Source organism: Mycobacterium sp. TH-M11 (assembly GCF_057473725.1).
Genome location: NZ_JBYCLD010000308.1, coordinates 1 through 1,563, shown reverse-complemented (window position 1 = coordinate 1,563; position 1,563 = coordinate 1). Strand labels below are relative to the sequence as shown.

The 1,563-nt window shown below is 63.3% G+C and carries 1 protein-coding gene; it reads left to right on the top strand.

Annotation, left to right across the window (positions count from 1 at the left end; genetic code table 11):
* Positions 1–62: 62 nt before the first annotated feature.
* A partial coding sequence (locus tag AC2VOG_RS12655; protein WP_486940245.1) for a hypothetical protein occupies positions 63–1,563 on the top strand: 1,501 nt, incomplete at its 3' end.

Below are 1,563 nucleotides of genomic sequence, written 5' to 3'. Positions count from 1 at the left end.
GAACAGGACGAGACAACCGTGATCAATCCGGTCTCCGCCCGGGTGTTCGAGGCCACCCGCACATGCTCGGGATAATCGTTGACGAGCGGCGCCGCGGGTGCGATCTGGACGATCTGACCGAAACCACCCGGACCTGGCTGCAGTGGTACGGCATCGATCAGGTGATAGACCTGGGCGCTGAGGACGATCTCAACGACCTGCTGGACCGCTTTCAGGATCAGAGCGGACTACCGGATGGCGATGCCCCGGACGACGTGGTGGTGATCTGCTCCGAGGGACAACTGACACCGTCGGTGATTCGGCTGCTGACTTTGCGGTCAGCGCGGCTCCCGGCGCATTTCATCGCCTGGAACTCCGGCGTCGACGGCCGGATCATCGCCGCCCGGCTGGCACGGGCTGATGTGTTGCAGCTCAATCACCGAAACCACCGGGATTTCGAGGACGGCCTGCGCAAGCTCACCGACATTAAGAAGCTGCACCGGTACGACTTTGAAGGAGTCACGGCCAACGATGCGGTCCGAGTCGGCGGATCGTTCGCGAAATCCGGTGTACAGCCGTACTTTCGCAAGCAAGCCACCGGTCGCGGTTCGACGAAGCTGCGCGACGAGGCACGGTTCTACGCCGGCCTTCCACGAGCGCTGCGCGACAGCTACCCCGAGATGCTGTTCTCTGATGTGGAAGCCCATTCCACCCGCCTCGGGCTGGAGTATGTCGGTCACCCGAGCCTTCGTGACCTGCTGCTGAACCTCCAGATCACCCCGCGGCACGCCGCGTCAGTGCTCGAACAGGTGCTCGACTACGAATACAACCAGGCGTATCGCCGGCATGCGACTGCGACACCGGCGAACTACCTGCGGGATTACCACTTCACCAGGGTGTGGAATCGGCTCGCGGTCACCGTCGACCTGGACCCCGGTTTCGCCCCGCTGATACGCAGCCGCCGACTGCAAATCAACGGGCGGGTCATTCCCAATGTCCCGGCAATGCTGCTGCAGCTGGAGCACGACGCCAACGCGGTCGCCGAACTCACGCCGGAGGGCGTGTCGCCGCACATCCACGGCGATCTGCACTTGGAGAACATCCTTTACGACCAGGAGTCGAAAAAATTCTGGCTGGTCGATCCGCGCGGCTACCCGGTCTGCGACATCTACTATGACCTGGGCAAACTCTCCCACAGCTACAACGGGCATTACGACCTGCTGCACGAGGGTCGGCACCAGGTGACCCACTCGGTGGCCGGTGACACCGCCGTCGTCGAGCTCACCCTCACCTCGCCGCAGCTGGAAGACGTGTACAACGAGTTGCATCAGCTGATGCGGGGCCGCATCGCCGATATCTTGCACACGGATTTCGAGCGGGTCGAGTCGCGCATCCTGTTCAACGAGGCCATGCATTTCTGCTCCGACATGCCGTTCCACATCCATCCCTGCGCGTCCCCGAACGTCTCGGTGGCCATCTACGCCACCGGAGCGCTGCTGCTGGCCGAGGTGCTGGAGCGCCTCGCGATCGAGCCAGACGACTCCGAGGAGCTGTACCGCCGTGCCCTGAACCGAAGCACCGACC